The following is a 20,905-nucleotide window of genomic DNA, read 5'->3' on the forward strand; positions in this document are numbered from 1 at the left end:
CATGCGCGCGCGCGACGACAAACCCAACACACCCAACACACAGCCCGGAAAGCCGCGAAACAGAAGGATTCAAATTGTGTGGGGTATCGAAAACCAACCCAACACATACCCAACACACCCAACACACTTTTAGTCGGATTCATGCTGCTGCCGCCTTAATGTGGTCCCAGTTGTCGACGTTCCAGCCCGCCAGGCGCGCCGCTGCACGCCATGCAACAACCGCTTTGCCCAGATCGGCCGAACTGACTGATGGGGGCAGGGAAGCCTGGTCATCACGCGGAAAAAAGAACGCCCCGAACTTGCGATTGCTGCCGTCGGTCCAGGGGATGGCGCGGGTCTTGTCCACCTCCGAGCTGATGAACAACGAGAACTTCGTCTGACTCATCACATGCTCTTTGTTGCGGTGGCACCACTCCAAGAACATCGAGTAGAGGTCGGTGGACAAGCAGGCACCCCACATGTCTCGCCCAAGCTCGCCGTACTGCCAGAGGAACAGGAAAGTCTGCCAGCTGGCCCGACTCAACGCCACCAACCGCTCTCGCGCATCAGTGCTGGGTGGCCGGGTGCGCTGGTCAAAGTCGCCCAGGTCAATGGATAACAACCACGCGTACAGCGCCGCCACACCACCGCTCTCCAGCTCCCGGCCAACGGCCTTCTGGCGCTCCACAGGCAATGTCTCCATCGGCCACAACACCAGCATCCGCCGGTCACTGGGCGCGATCGGCCACGGCATAATCTCGTTACTGAGGAACGCGGCGTTCATGTGGTTGGCTTCTTCCCAACCGTTGATGAACTTCGATTCCATGCGCACCGTCTTGCCGGTCACCAGGTGTTTGATCTTGCCCACCTGGTTGTAACGCTGATCACGGCTCACGACCTCTTCGAACACCGCCCACAACTTGCGGCTTTGCCAGGCGTTGAAGTTGCTTTCGAGCTGAGTCTGCCCGACCGTGGCCGCGTATTGCCCATAGAGCAAACCGAACGCATCGGCGAACAACAGGCTTTTGCCCGAGCCTTCCATCGTCGAGTGAGCCAGCACTGCCGTATCCATCTTCGCGCCCAAGTGCTGCAACGGGTACGCCAACCACTTCACCAGCCAATCGCGTGACGACTGGTCGTGGTTGCACAGGAATGAAATCAACCACCGCAAGTTTTCGCACGCGGCGTCGTCGCGCGCGGGCTCCATCGGCAGCCCGTCGAACGTGTTGATGTAGACGTTTGGGTCCTTGGTCATCGTTGGGTCGAACACAATGTTTTCCACGTCGACCACACGCCGCTCGGGGCTGTTCAACCACATCCCATACATATCGCCGAGGGCCATCTTGACCGCCCCCTCGGCTACGCGCCGCTTCTTTTCACGATCCCAAACATCCTTGGTGCCGTCGATGTAAACGTAACGCTCAATGGGCTCCAGGTTGAGCGCCCCGCCCTTCTTTCCCGCCATCTTGCGGGCCTGCTCGATCTCTTTGACCTTGTCATCTGAGATCAGCTTTTTAGCGGTGTCGTCCATCCACTGTTTTGCAAGCGGTTTACCCACCCGGGCCTCAAACGCGGTTTTCTTCATCACCCGCGCTTTGTCGAGGTCCCACACCTGCGTGGTGCCCTCGACCAGCACGTACCGGCGCAGCACCTGGTCATAGGTCAGCCCTTCCCCCGCGCCCCCGTCAGCAGCAGGAGCAGCCGAGCCCGGTTCGGCGTCTGGGCTCGGCCCTCCAGCATCCGCAGATGGGGCTGGGGGAAGATCCTGTGGATCTGGGCGGGACGAATACTGCATGCCCAGCATCCGGGCGGCATCCTTTACCGCCTTCGCCTGGTCGCCATCGTGATCCAACAGGCAAAACACCTCAAAGGCGTCATTCTGGTGACCGTTGGCCAGCGGATCCGCGCCGTGGTGCGAATAGACCTTGCGGTCGGTGACCGTCACGCCAGGCAGCCCGGTGCTGCTGTGTGGGTACAGCCATTTGTTGCCGCGCTTGATGTAGTCGTGGGCACGCAACAGCTCTTCCACATCGTGACACCGGTTGAACTCATCGATCACCGAGGGCTTTCCGTCAGCAGCTGGCGCACGCTTGATAGGTTTCGCGGCAGGCTTCTTTGGTTTCGGCGTCCAAGGGCACGCGGCCTCGGCGTTGCGCTTGAACACATCCCAATTCTGCCAAATGTTCAACAGCTCATTGGTGAGCACGGGTAGGCCGTCAGCTGCGTTCGGCGGCGTGCGCCAGGTGTAGGGCTTTCCAGTGCCTGGATGGATCGATGGCGGGAAAACGTCCTGCACCAGGCCTGCGCGCAATTCAAACACCGTGAAGCGCTTGTATTCCTCAGCCTCCGCTTTGGCTGCTGCCTCACCGGCAGCATCCCCCTGCTCTTTCGCGGCCTTGGCACGAGCCATCAACCCCTTGTGAATCGAGCCGTCAGGGTCGTTCTCGTTGGGCCAGGACAGCGAGTGACGCGTCAGCTCAATGTCATCCGGCATCTTGAAGACCACGCGGAACCGCAAAGGGTTGCCCACGATAGTCGGGTAAACCACCGCCATGGCATCCAGATCGAGGCCCATCTGGTCGAACAACACAAACCGCGTCCACTGAACATCGTCAACATCCAACGAGCAGACACGGCTGGGCCCGAGCACTACGCCCAGGTTGTGATTAGGGTTGCGTTGCCAGAATGCTTCGGCTGCTGCCGCGTCGGTGATGTAACCACCTGGCTTGTTCCAGCCCATGCCCTTCGGTGCCTTCTCGCCCGGGTCAATCGGGACCAGGGCAAGGTTGAAGGTTTCGATGTAACGGCGAGCCCAGAACGATAGCGCGGTGCTGGTGGATTGCTCGCTCATCGCCGCCGCTCCCGCAACCCCTGGCAACTGGCACAGGTCGCACACCCCTGAACTGCCTGCTGACGAAGTAACGGGATTGGGTCATCGCAATCCTCACAGAATTGCGCGCTGACGGAGCATGTCGGGCGCGGACGGTTTGCCAGTGCTCGCAGGCGGAACTGTTCGGCTGCCTCGTTAGCGATATCGATATCATCAGACATTGTCCGAGCCCTCCATCGCCTTGCGGGCACCCGCCATGATGCCCAGGACCTCGCGGATAACATCCATGCCGCGCTGCTCCAGCAGGAGGACTTCGTGGGGCTCCCAGACGTTGTCGGCAGCGCCGTCGTGCATGCAGGCCACGAACTGGCCTGACTCCTCGAGCATCTTGCCGACGGCCTTCAACGCATCAGCAGTTGCTGGTACCGGAATTGGCTTATACCAAACCGCACCGGCCGGCCTGACCAGGGCATCCAACAAGCAAGGATCCGCAGTCAGCCTGACCACCTCTTCCAGCTCATCAGGGTCCAGCCAGCGCCGCTCTTCGTCGTGCTTAACCTTCTTCTGTAGGCTGTCGTAATCGAGCACCATGTCGAGCGCCAAAGCGGTCACGCCGCCCCGGTAATCATGGGCCGCGCGGTAGATTGCTTTGCGAAGTGAAAGAACCGGCGCAGTGGCCGGTGATTGATCTGTTCGACTCATAACCGTAAATACTCCATTTACGGCCTAGCCATAGAAACGGGCACGCCCTATCCTACGACCACGACCGATGTGCATGTGCTGTGTGTCGTCGTAGCCGGTCTGGGGGATCTTTGGTGAGAGGCCCCAGACCGGCACCCTTTATGCGCTTTTCAATCGACCTGATTCGACTTCCTGCGTATAAAAATTCTCAATTGCTTTGCCCAATTCGTATCTCACGTCCGCACCATTGACAGCCCGAAAAATGGTTGGCTGTGTGGTGCCAATCTGGACGGCAATACCGCGCTGGGTATGTCCTCGGCTCAGAAGCTCTTTCAGCATTTGTTGGATATTCATCATGGCTGCCAATGCGTTTATTCGTTTCGAATCATACGCACACGTATACACCCATGCAATAGAATACGGTCGTGTATTTTTAATCAGGGTGCTCAGATGCTTCGCAAACGAATAGCCGACCGCATGACCGAACTTGGTCTATCGCAAACGGAACTCGGGCGCCTCTCAGGCGTTCCGCAACCGACCATTCATCGCATCATGTCGGGCGAGTCGCAGAGCCCACGACAGCAGAATGTCGAAAAGATAGCCAAGGCGCTGTCCGTCACTGCAACCTGGTTATGGACCGGTAGGCAGGACTCAGTACTCATACCTCGAGAATCTATAAACACCAGTGAAGACAGCGTTGCTATCGCGGCCAAACGCCCGCCCAGCAGGGCAAGCAAGCCAAGAACCAAGCTGGAAATTAAGGTTGTCGACGATGTAGGGAGTAAAACCTTTACGTCTCTTGAGCAAGAAAAGCTGCTTGTTCAGGCTCTCCAAGGTTTCATCCAGCAATACGTCTACGAGATCTATGACGACCAACCTGAGCTTATCGAGCTGATCAGCACGTATCGCCTCTCTGAACTGAAATTTCTATTCGTCGGACCCGCGAAGTAAGTATCAAGCGTCATAATTCACTCACGAAACCCTACGTGGCCCGCCCAAACTGCCACCCACTAACCGCCCGCCTTCACCCCCTCCGAAACAGTCAAGACCCGCAACCATCCCGAAACGTATATTTTATTCGTTAACGTATTGACTCGATCGAAACGTATGTATAGCCTCGTTCGTACTCCTCTCACCAAAGAGTACAAACCATGCAAACCACACAGCACAGCAACCCCCGCTGCCCGGTCTACCTTCACCCGGCGGCGGCAACCAGCCCTGCCGCCGTGGAGCGTATCCAGCGCAACACTGGCCTTCTGGTTATCGTCAATCTGGGGCGCGCAACCATTGCTCCCGCCCCCGCCGCCATCGCAATTGATGACCAGGGCCCATGGGGAGGCGACGCGGCATGAAGCTCACCATCGAAGAACTCATGCTTCAGATCCTCTCCACTTGCCTCCTGATCAACGCTCAAGGCAAATGGCATGCCTTCTACAGCCTTTTCGGCCACGTTGGCGACATTGACGTGAGGCTGCGTCCGACTGACTACAACTACGATGCGGACCACCCCAAAAAAACACCGTCCAAATCTGCCGGCTTCACATCTACCGGGTTTTTCCCGGAGCGCATCACCGAAGAACAGGCGCGCCAAGAGCGTCTAGATCTGCTGAGCTGGACCCAGGGCTACCTCAACGTGGAGGCAGCAGCATGAACAGTTATCTACTCCCGCTGGCTCGCCAAGAGTTGCTTCACCACGTCCTGCAGGTCGGTGGCAGCGCTGTGTGCGGGCTGACCCGAGCCGAGCAAACCATCCATGCAACCTTTGAGGTTGAGCTGACCACGGAACACGCAGTGGTCACCGTGGATGTTGCGGGCAAAACCCAGCAACTCAAGTTGAAACGCAAGGATCCGGCCAACCACCTGCACCTGCGCGACTTCATCCAGCAAGCCGCCAACGCGCCGGCAGCGGCCTGAGGACAGCGCCATGAACCGCACCCTGGATCAAACAGCCGCTTTGCTCGGGCTCAAGCCCCGCGCCTTCCGCACCAGGTTGCGGGAACTCGGCGTGATCAACTCATCAGGCGACCTGGCCAGCGCTCACCGTGAACGCGGCTACCTGTTTTCGGACGCTCGCGTGCGCTGGAATCCAACGATCGGCAAGCCCGTGCATTACGCCGTTGTGATGGTGAAGGAAGCGGGTGTCGAGTGGATCGCCAAGAAGCTGAACATCACCATCACCAAGAAGGACGCAGCAGCATGAAGACGCCGAACGCCATCAACTCCGCTGTAGGCGCCCTGAAACTGGTGCCGATGTACCTCAACCATCCTACGGTGATCAGCCGCGCCACGCTGATTGGTGCCTCGGCCGAAGCTGTCGCGCTGCTGGAGTCATTGCCCTGCGTGTCGGTCGAGTTGGCCGAAGTGTTCCGCTGCGTTGACGCAGTAATCGCAGAAGGCCAAATCGCCTACGTGACGCCGGTGAAGTGCCCGGAATACCCATACGGCGCCGTCGTCGCAGACGCCAAGGGCAACGTCCTGGCAGCGGCCAAGGGCCAGAGCAAAGAAGGCCTTGCCGAATTGATCCGCCTCAAGCTGGTGCCCCAAAAGGAGGGGCATGGGGAGGAACGCGCGTGACCACCACCCTGGAACAACTCCGGCGCCAGTTCGCCACACCGTGCCCGTCTTTGACCGCCGTGCGGGAACAGTACTTCACGCACATCCGCACCGACCGTTACCTGCTGAGCGAAATCAAGGCCGGCCGGATCGCGCTGGTGGTCAAGCGTCTGCACTGCTCGGCCCGCGCAAAGCCAGTCGTTTACCTGCACGACCTGGCCGACTACCTCGACGCCCAGGCGACGAAGCAAGCGGCCTGATTCAAACGGTAGCCCCTGCCGACCAGGGGCAAACAGCAACTCTTCAATGAGGCACAGCACATGAAAGCTACCAACACCTCCGAGTTCATCGCCGAACTCAACGCCGGCGTCTTCGCCAGCCAAATTGGGCACGCCCTCTCAGAAGTAGCGGCCGGTGTCGTCGACAACAAGAAGGTCGGCACCGTCACGCTGACCTTCACCATGAAGCAGATCGCCGACAGCCACCAGGTGACCGTCAACCACAAGCTCGCCTACAAGGTGCCGACCAAACGCGGCAGCCGCAGCGAAGACACCACGCTCGACACACCGATGCATGTGGGCGCGGGCGGCTGCCTCACGCTGTTCCCAGAAACACCCCACGCGGACCAGTTGTTTAACCGCGAAGCAGCACCGATTCACGCCAAGTCGTAACGCTTCACCGCTTCATACCTCTCACCAAAACAGGAAATAGAACCAATGGAAGCCAAAGCAATTCAGTTGATTCAAGACACCGCCCTCCTGGCTCACGCCAAATCGCTGGGCACCTTCACACCGGTGCTGGCCCTGCCGACTGACGTCAAGCTGCACAGCATCGAGAAGTTTCAGGAACTGCGCAGCCGCTTCCGTGGCGCGCTGGCTACCCACTCGCTGAAAGACTTTGCTGATTACGTAGTCGCGGCGAAAGGCCCCGCCGCTGTTGGTTTTGTGGACGGCGACGCAATGGCCTGCACTGTCTACTTCAACCTCGGTGACACCGAATCCCCAGGTCACGGGGACTACAACGCAACGCTTACCCTCAAGAAAACCGCTGCCTTCGTGGCGCTGGAACAGGCCGCTCAGCGTCAGCACGCCCAGAAGGATCTCAGCGACTGGATTGAGGACTGGGCACCGAACCTTAAAGCACTGGATGCTGAAGACAACCCGATTGACTTGCGCAAAGCGGCCGGCGCGATCCGCTCAATCAGCATTGAGCAAGCACGTAAGAGCGAGCACGTCGTCGGCGACCTGAGCACGTCCCGTTCGGCGATGGACCAGATCGAAGCCAAGTCGTCCGAAGGTCTGCCTGCTGAATTCCTGTTTACCGCAGCCCCATACGAAGGGCTGACCGTCCGCACCGTCCGACTGCGCGTTGCAGTACTGACCGGCGGCGACAAGCCAGCGTTGCGCCTTCGCTGGATCGGTGAAGCACAACTACGTGAAGTCCTGGCCCAAGAGTTCAAGCAAGTCGTTCAACAAGAAGTCGGCGGCTCGGCCACCCTGACCATCGGCACCTTCAATCTGGGTTAACAACCTGCAACACCCCGCTGCCGTCCTCTCACCAAAACTGTCCGGCGGCGGGCTCTAACGAGGCATACAGCACATGCAAATCGAAACCTACATCATCGCAATCGGCTTGTTGATCGGCTGGATTGCAACCGCCTTCTTCCTGATTAAAGCCAGCAAGAAAGCATACAACCGAGGCCTTTATAACGGCCTTCATGCTGCACGCCAGCAAAAGACTAACGCCACGACCTGCACCATCGAAGACCACGAATTGCTGACCAAGATCACCACATCGCTAGCGCTTGCCGTGGAAACCTGGCAGGCGTTCCCAGGCACAGAGATCATGGTCGCCAAAGTGAACAAACAGCGCCGCCAGCTAACCGCCTTTGCCGCGAAGATGTGGCTGGCAGCCTACCCCGCGCCAATCAACGCGGAGGATGCGGCATGACTTGGATCATCACCCAAAGCGGCCAGCAGTTCGACCTGCTGCGTCCAACCGCAGCCATGATCAAGCCGGTGGATATTGCTCACGCGCTATCACGCCTGTGCCGTTTCAATGGCCACACCCGTGCGCACTACAGCGTGGCCCAGCACAGCCTGATCGTTGCCAGCCTGGTACCCGCTGAGCACCAGCTGGTAGCCCTGCTGCACGACGCGACCGAAGCCTACATCGGCGACATGACCCGCCCGCTCAAAGCGGTATTGCCCGAGTACCAGGTTGTCGAAAACAACATTTGGCTAGCGGTGTGCACCCGATTCAGCATCCTGCCGGACCTCCCGGCCTGCGTTAAACAAGCCGACATGGTGGCCCTGGCTACTGAACGTCGCGACCTCATGCCCTACCACCTGGAAGAATGGGAATGCCTACGCGGCGTGCAGCCTATGACGGACGTCATCGTCCCACTTCCTGCGGACTACGCCTCAATGGCGTTCTTCACTCAGTTAATGAACCTGATGCAGAGCGATCATCGGCGGAGGTTGTCGGCATGAGCGCACTGAAGAAACAGCCGTTCGACTTCAAAACCCAATACGGACTTGGCTTCAACCCTCAGGACGATGAGATCGTTGTCGACTTCTTCTGTGGCGGCGGCGGCGCTGGGACTGGCCTGGAAATGGGCCTGGGCCGCACCGTGACCGTGGCGAAGAACCACAGCCCGCAAGCGATCAGCATGCACACCGTGAACCACCCAGGCGCGAAGCACTTCACCACCGACGTATTCGAGGGTGACCCGGACACCGAGTGCGACGGCAAGGCCGTGGGCTGGTTCCACATGTCGCCGGACTGCACGCACCACTCCCAGGCCGCCGGCGGCCAGCCGCGCAAGCGCGAGATCCGCAACCTGTCGTGGATCGGCCTCAAGTGGGGCGGCAAGAAGCGGCCCCGGGTGATCAGCCTGGAGAACGTGAAGCAGATCTTGCAATGGGGCCGGCTGATTGCAAAGCGCGACAAGGCCACCGGCCGGGTGGTGACCCTGGACCAGGTGCCGCACCCGACCAAGAAAGGGAAAACCACCAACCGGGTGGCAGCGCCTGGCGAACAGGTGCCGGTTTCCAACCAGTTCCTGGTGCCTGACCCGAAACACCGCGGCCGCACCTGGCGCCGTTTCGTGGCTCTGCTGGAAGGCATGGGCTATGTGGTGGAGTGGAAGGTGATCAAGGCGTGCGACTTTGGCGCACCGACCAGCCGGGAGCGCCTGTTCATGATTGCGCGGTGCGATGGCCGCCCGGTGGTGTGGCCGGAGCCGACCCACGCGAAGAACCCGGCCAAGGGCCAACAGAAGTGGAAGACCGCTGCCGACTGCATCGACTTCACAGACCTGGGCAAAAGCATCTTCGGCCGCAAGAAGGACCTGGCCGACGCCACCCTGCGCCGTGTCGCCAAGGGCATGAAGAAATTCGTCATCGACAACCCGGCACCGTTCATTGTCCCGATTGCGAACTGGTCGGGTGAGTCGGTGCAATCCGCCGGCGAGCCTCTGCGCACGATCACGTCCTACCCCAAGGGCGGCGCCTTCTCTGTGGTCAGCCCGGTGATCGCGCCGGCAACGCACCAGGGCAGCGTCCGCATCAATGACCCGCTCGAGCCACTGCCGACGGTGACCTGCGCGAATCGCGGCGAGCTGACGTTGATCAGCCCGTTGATGGTAGGGGCCGGCGGGCCAGTGTACGCCGGTCACCCAGTATCAGCCGACCAACCAATCGGAACGCTCATGACCCGCAGTCACCGCGCGGTTACATCAGCCTGCATCGTCCAAGCGGGACACGGCGAGGGTTCCGGCGTGACCAAGCGCCGCTCCCATGGGGTGAACGACATTTGCGGCCCAGTGGGCACCGTCACTGCCAGCGGCGGTGGCCAGTCCGTCAGCGCCGCAGTGATGATCCAGGCCAACGGCGGATTCAACACCGTGCACGCCAAGGACATCCGCGACCCTATGACCACGGTGACCAACACCGGCAGCCAGCAGCAGTTGGCCACGGCGCACCTGGTGCACATGCGCGGCAACTGCGATGCGCGGGACGCGAATGACCCGCTGCACACCATCAGCGCCGGCGGCCAGCACCACGGCCTGGTCAGCGCTTTCATGGAGCGGGCGTTTGGGGGAAGCGTGGGCCAGGGCCTGGAAGAGCCGGCGCCGACCATTACTGCCGGTGGTGGCGGCAAGAGCACGCTGGTGTCTCTCACCCTGTCGCCAGAACACGAAGCGGGCGCTCTGCGCGTTGCCGCCTTCCTGATCAGCTACTACGGTACCGAGAACACCAGCGCCTGCAACGCACCGGCGCCCACTATTACCACCAAGGACCGCCTGGCCCTGGTCACGGTGATGGTTCAAGGCACCCCCTACGTGATCGTAGATATCTGCCTGCGGATGCTCAAGCCAGCGGAGCTGTACAAGGCCCAGGGTTTCCCGGCTGACTACCACATCACGCATGGCGCCGATGGCAAGCCCTTCACCGTCACCCAGCAGGTGCACATGTGCGGTAACAGCGTCAGTCCGCCACCGATGGCAGCACTGGCCCGCGCTAATGACCCGTGGGAACTCACCCTGCAACAGCGGGAGGCAGCATGATGGAATTCCAAAGCGAGACCCTGGCCGACGAAGAGCTGGCAACAATCACCGGCTATCAGATCCCGTCCAAGCAGATCCAGTGGTTGATTGATAACCACTGGGAGCATGTTCTAACCGGCGCCCGGCGCCCGATCGTGGGCCGGGTGTACGCCCGAATGAAACTTGCAGGCGTCACGCCTTCCGCCGTGAACCCAGCGGCAGAAACCTGGACGCTCGACCTGGCGAACGTGAGCTGACCATGCGCCAGAAATCGATAGCCAACCGAGACCTCCCTCCGCGAATGATCCGGCGATGCCACAAGCGTAAGAGTGGAAAGACGTGGATTGGGTACTACTACAACGGCAGGGATGCTGAGGGTAAACGCAAAGAGATTCCGCTTGGTGGCGACCTCGACCAGGCCAAAGTGGAATGGGCCAGACTGGAGCGGCGAGCACCACCAAAGCCCAGCCATCTGCTGGGCTCTTTGTTCGACAGGTATGCGAAAGAAATCATCCCAACCAAAGGGCTGCGCACCCAGTCCGACAACATGAAGGAACTGAAACAGCTCAGGAAAGCGTTTGAGAAAGCCCCTATTGATTCGATAACGCCCCAGGTTGTAGCGCAATACCGGGACGCCAGGACTGCAAAGGTCAGGGCGAATCGGGAAATCGCGCTGCTGTCGCACATGTTCACGATCGCCCGCGAGTGGGGCCTGACCAACAACGCTAACCCTTGCTTCGGCGTACGCCGCAACAAGGAGACCCCACGGGACTATTACGCCGGCGATATCGTTTGGAATGCCGTGTACGACGCAGCCGTGCAGGAACTCAAGGATGCCATGGACCTCGCCTACTTGACTGGTCAGCGCCCGGCCGACGTGTTGAAAGTGGCCACCACGGATTTAAACGACGAGTTCCTGCTGGTGAAACAAGGCAAGACCGCGAAGAAACTTCGCCTACGACTGGAGGATGAAGGTGTGCAGTCAGGACTGAGCGCCTTTATCAATGACCTACAGGAACGTAGGGCCCTCAGCGGCATAAAAACATCGAGGCTGATTACCAATACATCCGGACTTCGGATGAGCCAGCAGATGCTGCGCAATCGTTGGGACGAAGCCCGGGAGAAAGCGGCCATCAAAGCTGGCACCGATGGTGACTCTGACCTGGCAGTGCTGATACGCCAATTCCAGTTTAAAGACATTCGCCCAAAAGCGGCCAGCGAGATTGAACTAACACACGCCAGCCGCCTGCTTGGCCACACTACGGAAGAGATGACCAAAAAGGTCTATCGACGTATTGGGGAAATCGTTAAACCAACGAAATGATTTTCGTCTGAATAACGGCTCACATCCCAAAGAACTTTGTCAACGCAGAGGTCAGCACGCCAGCTCCAACCTGGGCAGGAATTTCCCACGCCGGAGTGCCGGCTTTAGAAATCATGCCGGCAAGCCAAGTGCGTACACCAGGACCAAAATTATTGCTGTCCGATTCAGCATTGAGGTCATCGTCATTGATGGCAACCTGTAGCTCTGCCACGTCAGCCTCTGCAACCTTGTTTCTTCTTAGCTCACGAATCAAAGCCGGCAAATCATTTACACCAACCGTTGACTGATTATGTGATGCTTGATTCCCCTCACCGATAGCCAGACTTATATTAGCCCCGTCACCAAAAACAGCACCCTTGAACATCTCGCTTAACCCTTCAACTTTGGGCATGATCTTGGGATCGGCGCCCGCCGCCTTCTCTGGTATTACGTGTTCAAGATTTAAAAGAAAGTCGAGCAATCGCGATCTTGCTTCATTCAGTATCTGCTCAAAAAAACCAGCCGGAGGTTTTCCCCAGGCGCTTGAAATTGCATATGATTTATCGATCCCTTGCCGTAAATATGGATACAACCGGTGATCGATATTGACTGCTAGATCATCGGCTTTTTTGGAAAATTCTTCAATTACGGCAATGCTTTGGTTGTGCCTATAAACCAGAAACTTTTCAACCATATCTTCAGGCATGTCACCAACAGGCAACTTAAAATTTTTGTAATACCTGGCTCCGTTCTCAAGATTGCCGTACGGAGTTAAATTCGAGATACGATATTTTGGAAGTTCATCGTTATCTCCATACCCCTGTATTTCACTCTTCACCCACTTCGCGAAGTCATCATTCTGCAGCCTATGCGCGATCACTTGAGCTTTAAAAAAAGCATTTGCCAGCGGCTGGCTTGCATCACTCAGAATTTCTATCGCTTCATCTATAAGCTTCATTGAGTCCCTCAAACATTCGTGGTTGCAGCTCTATCAGCTGTATGTCTCACGACATCCCTGGTGACATCATGCGAGCCATCACGCACTCAAATCAAGTAGCGAATTTGCAGGTCTCACCGCGCTCACAACCAGAAATCCCGCCGAGCTGAGTGTTCGTGGATTTGAAGAAATCAGAGCGTAGTTGCGGAACGAATGGCAAAAGTTGCGGAACGGTTCTTAAATCGCAGGCAATAAAAAACCCCGTAGACCATTGATCTACGGGGCTTTAAGAGTGGAGGCCGAGGTCGGAATCGAACCGGCGTAGGCGGATTTGCAATCCGCTGCATAACCATTTTGCTACTCGGCCTCAAACGATCAATGTCCCAGCTGCTGACACTCATCGCATAAAAACTTGAGCGGGCTGTACAACCCTGCCTCTACTCTAACCTACTGAATACATTGAAGTTTTTAATGCTTCGTTGCGTTCGATGGGCGCCATTATGTACGTATTTACGTATGCGTGCAACCCCTTGATTTCAAAAATATTTCGTACTGGCATCAAGGGGTTGCGCGCCTGCCCTACTCCTTGATGCGCTGCTGTTGATACTGCGGATCAGCCTTGATCTGGGCTTCGGTGAAGGGCAGCGGGCGGAGTTGTTTCTGGGAGAACGCTTGGGTCTGGTCCTTGGCATGCGCGGAGGCTGGGTTGCTGGACTCGGAAAACGCGAGCACGCCCCGGGCCTGCGGGCCCTGGTCGTCGAAGATGACGATTTGCAGGTAGCTGCTGCCGCTGACCACTTCGCGTTTGCCGTCGGCGCGGGGCACGGTTTGCATGGCGTTGTAGATGCCGAGTTCCTGCGGGCCGCCGTGGATCGGGGTTTGGCCGGATACCTGGATATCGCCCCATGTGCTGTCGGCGGTCAGGCCGAGTTTGGCGACATCGGCAGTGGAGGCCAGCATGGCTTCGCGCAGGGCTTTGGCGACATCGGCGCGGTCGATGGCCACGCCACGTGGGGTGGTGAGGGGTTGGGCCGGGTCGAAGGCCACGCGCCAGGCATCGGGGATTTGCTGCAAGTGGTCCACCAGGTTGATGAAGTGCACCAGGCCGATGCCGCTGTCGAGGTTGGCGCGCTGGTCCCAGTTTTTCAGGCTGCTGCACAAGGGTTGCAACGCGGTGGCCTCGGTACCGAGGTGTTTGGCGCAGAAATCGAGCAGGTCGGGCATGACCTGGCCGGCCAGGTACACCTCGTTGTCCATCACCATGTTGTGCAGGTCGCTGACGCTGATCGGTTTAGCCAGGGACTGCAGGCGTTGCAGGGCGAACCGTGCGCGCGGGCCGAGGCCGATGTGGTCCTGGCTGATCACCGGGGAGAAGCCGGTGAGTGGCGCCTCGGGGTTGGCCAACCAGGCCGAGTCGTTGGAATGCTGGACGTAGTCGGTGCGTTCCAGTTGCGGCAGTTGGTCAGCCGGGAAGATACCGGGCTGGGCCGCGCGCGGGTCGATGTCCCAGGCACAGGCGCTGTGGGCGCCGTCGAGCATGATCATTCGCAGGCCGGCCCGTGGATCGCTGCATCGGGCCAATTTGGCCGCGCTGACGTTGGGCACCACCGACTGGTTCATGTACAGGCTCTGGCCCTGGTCATCGGTGGCCAGGGTGTTGACCCATGGGATGCCTTGCAGGGTGTGCACGGAGGTTTTCAGCTCATTGAGGCTGGCGGCGCGGTTCATCGCGTACCATTGTTGCAGCACGCGGTCGTTGCCCAGGTTGGCGTCACGCAGGCTGAAGGCGTAGTGGCTGTCCCAATCGAGCTTGCCCGGCCACTGCACCACCGGGCCGAACTGCGAACTATAGACCGTGTGCGACTGATCCGTGAGGCTGCCGTCCGCTTGTTTGACTTGCACGGTTACCGTGGCCTGATCCAGCGGCACCGATTTGCCGTCGAGCATATAGCGCGTGGAATCCTTGGGGTCCAGGGTCAGGCGGTACAGCGTGAAATGCTTGGACGTATCCACGGTGTGGGTCCACGCCACATGCTGGTTAAAGCCGATATTGATCACCGGCAGGCCTGGCAGCGCGGCGCCCATGACGTCGAGTTGGCCAGGAATGGTCAGGTGCATCTCATAAAAACGCATGCCCCCCACCCACGGAAAGTGCGGGTTGGCCAGCAGCATGCCGCGCCCGTTGAACGAGCGATCACGGCCCACCGCTACCGCGTTACTGCCGCGATCGAAGGCGAAGCGCTGCTGATTGGCGGCGACCCGTTCAAAAGCCTTGGCACTGGTTGTCACGCTGGCGGTCGCTTGAGGGGGCGTCGCGCCGACCAGGGCCTCGGCGAATTGCCCGACGCCGCCCTCGACCAACAGCCGACGGGTCAACTTGACCAGGTCTTCGGCCACCAGTGGCCGCACCCAGGCCGCCTGGCACTGTGCAGGTGCGCCCTGCTCTTTCAGGTAGCGATTGTAGCCGGCCACATAACCTTCAATACGCTGCTGGATCTGCGGGCTCTGTGCTTTCCAGAATGCGGCCACTGCGTCCGGCGTGTTGAGCCAGGTAAAGAACATATCGCTGGCCAGGTTGTTGCGCTCTTCCAGAGTCGCCTGCTCGGGGCCGAAGAACCTGGCGCGCTGGCCATTCACCGTGACGACTTCGTTGGCCAACAGGCACAAGTTGTCCTGGGCGTAGGCATAACCAATGCCGAAACCCAGGCCACGCTCATCGTTGGCGCGGATGTGCGGCACACCGTAACTGGTACGACGGATATCCGCCGACGCTTGCGTTACCTGCTCCCGCGCAGACGCGGCCAGGCTCGCCCCCAGCAACACCCCGGCCACACACACCCTGGACAACCCATTGGAAATAATCACGCAGACTCCACCGTCAGATTTAACCGCCTCACAAGGGGTAATAACCCCACCGTAAGAACGCAGACCGCCGGGAATAATTTAGCGCGGGGGGACGTTTATTGAAGCGAGCACGAACGTGACAAAACCGATACCGACGAAATTTCTACATCCAACACTTCATGATTTCGCTCGCTCGTTCGTCTTATTAACTAAGAGCGCTCATTTTTTCCTGATCAGGCTCTGATAAGGAGTTTTTGCATGTACAACCCGCAAGTGCCCACGGATGGACATTCATCGGCTGCCGAGGCCAATTTCGGCAGCGGCACACAAGCGTTCGGCAAAGCGCCCGAACAACAAGGCAACCAGCGTATCCGCCATTTGCTCAAGTGTTTTGGCTTGCGCACCAGCCTGATCCGGCTGAAGGTCATCGACGCCCTGCTCACCGCCGCCGACAATCAGCGCACCCTGGGCGTACGCGGCGTGCACAGCCATTTGCTGGAACTGGGTATCCCGCTGTCGTTTCTCAGCGTGCGCGAGGTGCTCAAGCGCCTGTGCAGCGAGGGCGTGATCACCCTCAATGCGGATAAAAGCTACAGCCTCCATGAAGAGGCTGCGAAGGTACTCGAAGGTCGCGCCTGATCGGCGCCCTGGCGCTTAGAGCTTGACCTTGCGACGCATGATGCCGTTGATCACCACCACGACCACTGCGACGGCAATGGCGATGGTCTGGAATGTCTTCTCACTGATAACCCCGGTGTTCTGCAAGTAGGACAGGCCAAACATCGTCGCCAGTACGGCCAGGGCAATCAGAATCGAATATTTCAAACGCTGCTTTTGGGTCATGACGGGTTCCTGAACCTTGAGAATGTATCCACTGTGTATCGCCGAACATGCCAAGCACATACCCGGTGACGGGGATGGAATGGGGTCGGCAGGGTCTCATGTTACAGGCGATGAAAAGCTTTGGCTTGTCCGACGCCTGAAACACCCAGTGAGTACCCTAGAGGATTTTTGAAATGTTCCGTCGAATCACCTTGCTGATTCCCTTGCTGATCATGTTGAGCATGAGTGGCTGCATCTTTTTCCCCCACGGCGGTGGCGGCTGGCATGACCATCGCTACGAGGGCGGCGGCCCTGGGTATTACCATCGCTGACGGTCCTTGAGATTATTTCTCACATTCCCTTCTCTCGATGCTGGAACGCCAACACCTGTTTCAACACTTAAAAACGTGCCTGTCCCATAGAGCAGGCACGTCTTTCCGGTGCAAACACAGGTGCTTACGATGATGCTCACACTCCCGGGCCTGAACGCTCCACTGGAACATCAATATCTGACTCGACACTCAGACAGCGAAAACCAGGGCCCGACAAGCATCGACTCGGGCCTTTGGGTTGAAACGTTATTCTCCATGCACCCAACGCTGATGCAACCACCGCGCAAACGCATCCAACGCAAAGCCCAGCAGCCCGATCAGCAGCACCATTGCCATCAGTTCCGAATAGGCCAGCCGATCACGGGTATCCAGGATGTAATACCCCAGGCCGGCGCTGACCCCGAGCATCTCGCACGGCACCAGCACGATCCACAGGATGCCGATGGCCAGGCGCACGCCCGTCAGCACATGCCCTACGACGCCCGGGATGATGACCCGGCGCAAGGTTTCCCAACGAGTCGCACTCAAGCTGCTGCTCAACTGTAACCAGCGCGGGTCCAATTGACGCACGCCAGCAGCGGTGTTGAGCATGATCGGCCACACGGCGGCAAACGCCAGCAGGAAGTAGATCGGCTGGTCCCCTACCCCCATCAGCATCACCACGATGGGCATCCATGACAGCGGCGAGATCATCCGCAGGAACTGGAAGGCCGGCGTAGTCGCCGCCTCCAGGTTGCGCGAACTGCCCACCAGCAACCCCAGGGGAACCCCCACCAGCAAGGCCAGGAACAGCCCGACAAAAATACGTTTGAGGCTCACCGCGATATGCAGGTACAGCTCGCCACGTCCGAGCAGTTCCCACAGGCTGCCGAAGGTGGCGGCCAGGGAAAAGCGTGCCGACAAGCCCCCGGCATCACCGAACACGTTCACCCCCAGCCACCAGAGCAACAGCAAACCGGCCAAGCCCCCCAGCCCCAGCAACCCGCCCAGGATTTTACCGTTGTTCAAACGCCGATCTCCTCGTGCCGCTCGAAACCGTCCGGCAGCCCAAAGGTCTTCATGCCGCCTACCGCCTCGATGGCGTTGCGTACGAAGCGGTCGTCCACCAGGTCCTTGGCGACGAACGACGGGTCGAGTTGAGACAGAAACTGCTTGTCGCCCTCGATCAGGGTGTCCTTCAGGCGACGCACCAGTTCCTCGGTGTAGCTGGGGAATGGGTAAGGCTGGAAGTCGATGCGGTGTTCGTCCCAATTCGCGTGCTGGATGGCACCGTCGGCCAGGTAGGCGGCGCGGTCGGCAGCGGCTGGCGCCAGCACTTTGCTGAGCACCGGCTCGGCATGTGGGGTGTAGCGGTTCGGGCCGTCCTTGGACAGCAGCTTCACCGCCTCTTCGCGGTTGTCACGGGTCCACACCTGCGCCTTGACGATCGCATTCACCACCTTCTGCGACCACTCCGGGCGGTTGACCAGGTCGTGCTCGTGCATGAACACCACGCAGCACGCATGGTTGCGCCACACGTCGCCGGTAAAGCGCTGCACGCGGCCGACCTTGAGGTTTTCCGCCAGGGCGTTGAACGGCTCGGCGACGATATAGCCGTCGATACGCTTGCTGGCCAGCGCAGGCGGCATATCCGAAGGCGGCAGCACGATCAGGTTGACTTCATTGGCAGCGATGGCCGTGCCCGTCGCCCGCGCCACCGGCGTCAGGCCGTTGTCGCGAAACAGTTGTTGCACCACCACGTTATGGATCGAATACCAGAACGGAATCGCCACCGACTTGCCGCCCAGTTGCTTCACGTCGGTAATGCCCGGTGCCACGGTCAAGCCCGAGCCGCCCACATGGTTCCACGCCACCACTTTGGCCGGCACCTTGCTGCCATAACGCGCCCACACGGTCATCGGCGACAACAGGTGAATCACGTTGACCTGGCCCGAGATGAAGGCCTCGATCACCTGCGCCCAACTGCGCAGCAGTACCGGGCGCTCGGCCTTGATGCCTTCGGCTTCGAACAGGCCATTGTTATGCGCCACCAACAGCGGCGTGGCGTCGGTGATCGGCAGGTAGCCGATGCGTACGGGCGCATCCGGCTCGCTGGCGGCGCGCGCCTGCAAGCTGCTCAACAACGGCAAGGCACCGGCGGCACTGAGCACCGCGGAGAGTTTGAGAAAGTCGCGGCGCGAGTGGGTCAAGTCATCCAGGCACATGGGCAGGCTCCAGCAGGTCAAGGGGGTCGGGTTGAGGGCGGCTCGCCTGCCGTAGGGTTTTAAGGATGTCGATACGCAGCGCGCCGATGGCCTCCACCTGTTCTTCCCGCGGCTGCGGCAGGTCGATCAGCCACTCGCCCAACGTCCGCGCCGGGCGGTTACCCAGTAGCAGGATGCGGTCGGACAGCAGCAGCGCTTCGTCAATGTCATGGGTGATCAGTACCGCTGCCGAGCCTTGCTCACGGTTGACCTTGAGCAGCAGGTGCTGCATGTCGGCGCGGGTCACTTCGTCCAGCGCGCCGAAGGGTTCATCCAGCAACAGCACTTGGGGTTGTCGCGCCAGGCAACGGGCCAGCGCCGTACGCTGGGCCATGCCGCCGGAGAGCTGCGCCGGGAAGTGCTGGCGCGCATGTTCCAGGCCGACGGCAGCGATGGCGTGGTCGACGCGGTGGCGGCGCTCGTCAGCGCTCAGGTGCGGTTGACGGGCGAAGTCCAGGCCGAAGGCGACGTTCTTTTCCAGGCTCAGCCAGGGCAACAGGCTGGGGTCCTGGAACGCCACCGCCACGCGAGGATGGGGACCGTTCAGCGGCTCGCCCAACACCCGCACACTGCCGCCCTGGGGTGCCTGCAGACCGGCCAGTACTCGCAACAGGCTGGATTTGCCCACACCGCTGGGGCCGAGGATCGACACCACTTCGCCGGCCTGCAAGTGCAGGTCGAAGCCCTGCAGCACCGGCCCGCTGGCATACCCCAGGCAAATCCCCCGGGCACTCAATACGGCGTCAGTCATAGGTTGGCCTGGCGCTGCAGCTCGGTACGCAATTGCACCAGGCTGGGGGTCACGATCGGCACAAACGCCGACTCGCGCCAACGGCGGGCGAAACCACTGCCGTGGGCCGTGAGGTACGCCTTGCCGCCACTGGCCTGCAATTCCAGCTGCACGGCGCTGGCCGCCGTTTCGGCGAGGGCGATGCGCAGCTTGAACAACGGCACCGGCTCGGCCGCAAACCGCCCGGCCAGCAAGCCGTTCTTCAAATCGGTAACCAACTGGTCCAGGGTCACACGCAAGGTTTCCAGCTCTTCGCGCAATACCGTACGGGTCGCGCCCAGATGGTTGGCGACTTCCGCCAGGGAGCGACGGGCCAGGCCAATGGACATGCCGCACTGCAACCCCAGGAACGCCGGGCGTACCGCCGGCAGGAACTTGCGCGCGTCCTCATGCAACAACCAGTCGCGGCTCAACGCCACGCCTTCCAGGCCCAGTGCGGCGGTGTTGCTCGACTGCAGGCCGAGCAGCTCCAGGTCGCGGGAGCGCTGCAGGCCGGCTACCGAGTCGGGAATGGCGAGGATAAACGGCGCGCCGCCAGCGGCATGTTCGATGGCCGCTGCAGCGACAAAGCCGTTCTTGCGCAAGTTGGTCACCCAGTGCAGGCGGCCGTTGAGGGTCCAGCCGTCATCGGTGGGATCGGCGCTGATCTGCAGGGTTTCGATGCCCGACAAGAACTTCATCGCATTCGACAGCCCCGTGGCCCCGGCCAGCTTGCCGCTGAGCAAGTCCGGCAGCAGTTGCTCGCGCAACCGCGCATTGGGGCTTTGCAGCAGGTATTCGATGAAGGAACGCTGGCCCCAGCACACGAATGCCGCCGCCAGGGAGTGGCTGGCGACATTGGCGATGGCTTCTACCGCGCCGGCCACATCACCGCCCAGCCCGCCCAGTCGAGCCGGCACGCCGATGCGCAATACGTTGGCCTCTGCCAGCCGTGGCAGCACTTCCTGTGGATCGCAACTGCCCACATCCAGGGCCTGCGCCTGAACATCGAGCCAACGGCTCAGGATTGGGTCAAGCATTCATGTTTCTCCTTTGCAGCAGG

At 60.0% G+C, this 20,905-nt stretch carries 27 protein-coding genes and 1 tRNA gene; 16 read left to right on the forward strand and 12 right to left on the reverse strand.

The window, feature by feature from the left end; translation table 11 throughout:
* Positions 1-139 precede the first annotated feature (139 nt).
* From BM70_RS0114350 to BM70_RS0114365, 4 genes are all read right to left on the reverse strand, one after another.
* Positions 140-2,830, reverse strand: coding sequence for a bifunctional DNA primase/polymerase (locus tag BM70_RS0114350; protein WP_025856646.1), 2,691 nt, complete (start codon positions 2,828-2,830; stop codon positions 140-142).
* A complete protein-coding gene (locus BM70_RS32390) occupies positions 2,827-3,093 on the reverse strand; it encodes a TraR/DksA C4-type zinc finger protein (protein WP_371262150.1) in 267 nt (88 codons plus the stop codon). The genes BM70_RS0114350 and BM70_RS32390 overlap by 4 nt, the downstream gene beginning before the upstream one ends.
* Positions 3,023-3,511: a phage regulatory CII family protein gene (locus tag BM70_RS0114360; RefSeq protein WP_025856648.1), complete on the reverse strand. Its 489-nt coding sequence runs from the start codon at positions 3,509-3,511 to the stop codon at positions 3,023-3,025. The genes BM70_RS32390 and BM70_RS0114360 overlap by 71 nt, the downstream gene beginning before the upstream one ends.
* A 138-nt stretch (positions 3,512-3,649) precedes the next feature.
* Entirely contained in the window at positions 3,650-3,844 is a 195-nt protein-coding gene (locus BM70_RS0114365) for a hypothetical protein (protein ID WP_025856649.1), read from the reverse strand.
* A 96-nt stretch (positions 3,845-3,940) separates the two neighbouring features.
* On the opposite strand from BM70_RS0114365, the gene BM70_RS31875 reads away from it, so the two are divergent.
* From BM70_RS31875 to BM70_RS0114435, 14 genes are all read left to right on the forward strand, one after another.
* The gene (locus BM70_RS31875) at positions 3,941-4,441 is read left to right on the forward strand and encodes a helix-turn-helix domain-containing protein (protein ID WP_025856650.1); all 501 of its coding nucleotides are present in this window, start codon (positions 3,941-3,943) and stop codon (positions 4,439-4,441) included.
* A 200-nt stretch (positions 4,442-4,641) separates the two neighbouring features.
* Entirely contained in the window at positions 4,642-4,842 is a 201-nt protein-coding gene (locus BM70_RS0114375) for a hypothetical protein (RefSeq protein WP_025856651.1), read from the forward strand.
* Entirely contained in the window at positions 4,839-5,141 is a 303-nt protein-coding gene (locus BM70_RS0114380) for a hypothetical protein (protein ID WP_025856652.1), read from the forward strand. Before BM70_RS0114375 ends, BM70_RS0114380 begins: the two co-directional genes overlap by 4 nt.
* On the forward strand, positions 5,138-5,404 hold the full coding sequence (locus tag BM70_RS0114385; protein WP_025856653.1) for a hypothetical protein: 267 nt from the start codon (positions 5,138-5,140) through the stop codon (positions 5,402-5,404). Before BM70_RS0114380 ends, BM70_RS0114385 begins: the two co-directional genes overlap by 4 nt.
* 10 nt (positions 5,405-5,414) lie before the next feature.
* On the forward strand, positions 5,415-5,690 hold the full coding sequence (locus tag BM70_RS0114390; protein WP_025856654.1) for a hypothetical protein: 276 nt from the start codon (positions 5,415-5,417) through the stop codon (positions 5,688-5,690).
* The gene (locus BM70_RS0114395) at positions 5,687-6,064 is read left to right on the forward strand and encodes a hypothetical protein (RefSeq protein WP_025856655.1); all 378 of its coding nucleotides are present in this window, start codon (positions 5,687-5,689) and stop codon (positions 6,062-6,064) included. The genes BM70_RS0114390 and BM70_RS0114395 overlap by 4 nt, the downstream gene beginning before the upstream one ends.
* Positions 6,061-6,303: a pyocin activator PrtN family protein gene (locus tag BM70_RS0114400; RefSeq protein ID WP_025856656.1), complete on the forward strand. Its 243-nt coding sequence runs from the start codon at positions 6,061-6,063 to the stop codon at positions 6,301-6,303. The genes BM70_RS0114395 and BM70_RS0114400 overlap by 4 nt, the downstream gene beginning before the upstream one ends.
* A gap of 60 nt (positions 6,304-6,363) precedes the next feature.
* Positions 6,364-6,714: a hypothetical protein gene (locus BM70_RS0114405; protein ID WP_025856657.1), complete on the forward strand. Its 351-nt coding sequence runs from the start codon at positions 6,364-6,366 to the stop codon at positions 6,712-6,714.
* Between the two features lie 45 nt (positions 6,715-6,759).
* Complete coding sequence (locus BM70_RS0114410) at positions 6,760-7,569, forward strand: DUF2303 family protein (protein ID WP_025856658.1); 810 nt, start codon at positions 6,760-6,762, stop codon at positions 7,567-7,569.
* Between the two features lie 73 nt (positions 7,570-7,642).
* A complete protein-coding gene (locus BM70_RS0114415) occupies positions 7,643-7,993 on the forward strand; it encodes a hypothetical protein (protein ID WP_025856659.1) in 351 nt (116 codons plus the stop codon).
* Positions 7,990-8,535, forward strand: a complete 546-nt coding sequence (locus tag BM70_RS0114420) for a phosphohydrolase (protein WP_025856660.1) — start codon at positions 7,990-7,992, stop codon at positions 8,533-8,535. Before BM70_RS0114415 ends, BM70_RS0114420 begins: the two co-directional genes overlap by 4 nt.
* Positions 8,532-10,613, forward strand: a complete 2,082-nt coding sequence (locus BM70_RS0114425; RefSeq protein ID WP_025856661.1) for a DNA cytosine methyltransferase — start codon at positions 8,532-8,534, stop codon at positions 10,611-10,613. The genes BM70_RS0114420 and BM70_RS0114425 overlap by 4 nt, the downstream gene beginning before the upstream one ends.
* On the forward strand, positions 10,613-10,849 hold the full coding sequence (locus tag BM70_RS0114430) for a DUF4224 domain-containing protein (RefSeq protein ID WP_025856662.1): 237 nt from the start codon (positions 10,613-10,615) through the stop codon (positions 10,847-10,849). Before BM70_RS0114425 ends, BM70_RS0114430 begins: the two co-directional genes overlap by 1 nt.
* A gap of 2 nt (positions 10,850-10,851) precedes the next feature.
* Positions 10,852-11,916 carry a tyrosine-type recombinase/integrase gene (locus BM70_RS0114435; protein WP_025856663.1) on the forward strand — a complete coding sequence of 355 codons (1,065 nt, stop codon included), beginning with the start codon at positions 10,852-10,854 and terminating at the stop codon, positions 11,914-11,916.
* A gap of 19 nt (positions 11,917-11,935) precedes the next feature.
* On the opposite strand, the gene BM70_RS0114440 is transcribed toward BM70_RS0114435, so the two are convergent.
* From BM70_RS0114440 to BM70_RS0114450, 3 genes are all read right to left on the reverse strand, one after another.
* Positions 11,936-12,853, reverse strand: coding sequence for a hypothetical protein (locus BM70_RS0114440; RefSeq protein ID WP_025856664.1), 918 nt, complete (start codon positions 12,851-12,853; stop codon positions 11,936-11,938).
* Positions 12,854-13,125: 272 nt separating this feature from the next.
* Positions 13,126-13,199 (reverse strand) — tRNA-Cys (locus tag BM70_RS0114445).
* 212 nt (positions 13,200-13,411) lie between these two features.
* Positions 13,412-15,697 (reverse strand): acylase, encoded by a 2,286-nt coding sequence (locus BM70_RS0114450; protein ID WP_025856665.1) that lies wholly within the window; start codon positions 15,695-15,697, stop codon positions 13,412-13,414.
* A 237-nt stretch (positions 15,698-15,934) separates the two neighbouring features.
* Here BM70_RS0114450 and BM70_RS0114455 point away from each other — a divergent pair, with 237 nt between their 5' ends.
* Positions 15,935-16,315, forward strand: coding sequence for a hypothetical protein (locus tag BM70_RS0114455; RefSeq protein WP_025856666.1), 381 nt, complete (start codon positions 15,935-15,937; stop codon positions 16,313-16,315).
* A 15-nt stretch (positions 16,316-16,330) separates the two neighbouring features.
* On the opposite strand, the gene BM70_RS0114460 is transcribed toward BM70_RS0114455, so the two are convergent.
* A complete protein-coding gene (locus BM70_RS0114460) occupies positions 16,331-16,519 on the reverse strand; it encodes a hypothetical protein (protein ID WP_010210250.1) in 189 nt (62 codons plus the stop codon).
* A 173-nt stretch (positions 16,520-16,692) separates the two neighbouring features.
* Here BM70_RS0114460 and BM70_RS33345 point away from each other — a divergent pair, with 173 nt between their 5' ends.
* Positions 16,693-16,830, forward strand: a complete 138-nt coding sequence (locus BM70_RS33345; protein WP_177326557.1) for a hypothetical protein — start codon at positions 16,693-16,695, stop codon at positions 16,828-16,830.
* A 246-nt stretch (positions 16,831-17,076) separates the two neighbouring features.
* On the opposite strand, the gene BM70_RS0114470 is transcribed toward BM70_RS33345, so the two are convergent.
* The 4 genes from BM70_RS0114470 to BM70_RS0114485 are packed head-to-tail and all read right to left on the reverse strand — an operon-like array spanning position 17,077 to position 20,882.
* Positions 17,077-17,838, reverse strand: coding sequence for an ABC transporter permease (locus BM70_RS0114470; protein ID WP_025856667.1), 762 nt, complete (start codon positions 17,836-17,838; stop codon positions 17,077-17,079).
* A complete protein-coding gene (locus tag BM70_RS0114475; protein ID WP_025856668.1) occupies positions 17,835-19,034 on the reverse strand; it encodes an ABC transporter substrate-binding protein in 1,200 nt (399 codons plus the stop codon). The genes BM70_RS0114470 and BM70_RS0114475 overlap by 4 nt, the downstream gene beginning before the upstream one ends.
* Positions 19,021-19,824 carry an ABC transporter ATP-binding protein gene (locus BM70_RS0114480; RefSeq protein ID WP_025856669.1) on the reverse strand — a complete coding sequence of 268 codons (804 nt, stop codon included), beginning with the start codon at positions 19,822-19,824 and terminating at the stop codon, positions 19,021-19,023. Before BM70_RS0114480 ends, BM70_RS0114475 begins: the two co-directional genes overlap by 14 nt.
* Positions 19,821-20,882 carry an acyl-CoA dehydrogenase family protein gene (locus BM70_RS0114485; RefSeq protein WP_025856670.1) on the reverse strand — a complete coding sequence of 354 codons (1,062 nt, stop codon included), beginning with the start codon at positions 20,880-20,882 and terminating at the stop codon, positions 19,821-19,823. The genes BM70_RS0114480 and BM70_RS0114485 overlap by 4 nt, the downstream gene beginning before the upstream one ends.
* Positions 20,883-20,905: the final 23 nt, after the last annotated feature.

The organism is Pseudomonas sp. CHM02 (assembly GCF_000612585.1).
Classification (GTDB): Bacteria; Pseudomonadota; Gammaproteobacteria; order Pseudomonadales; family Pseudomonadaceae; genus Aquipseudomonas.